We start from the raw sequence: 213 nt of genomic DNA on the forward strand, positions 1-213 counted from the left end.
AAGTTTGGCTTTTTTAAACTGTTTACGTGATTTAGCGTGAATCTCGTTAATGGCTTGTAAGGTTTGACTGTGTAATCCTAAATAATCACCGCTACCTTTAGTATACTCACTTAGATCATAAGCACTAAAAAACTTACCGGTACGTTTTAGATGCTCAAAACTTAACGCATTAACATAGTTCCACACGAAGTTCACTGAACCGCTTAGACGATT

1 pseudogene is annotated in these 213 nt (G+C 36.2%); it reads right to left on the bottom strand.

The features are described from left to right. Nucleotides 1-213 (bottom strand): annotated as a pseudogene (locus tag A1232T_RS13560) (RNA-guided endonuclease InsQ/TnpB family protein); the annotation flags it as partial.

This window comes from Psychrobacter pasteurii (assembly GCF_900162815.1).
In the GTDB taxonomy this organism is placed as follows: domain Bacteria; phylum Pseudomonadota; class Gammaproteobacteria; order Pseudomonadales; family Moraxellaceae; genus Psychrobacter; species Psychrobacter pasteurii.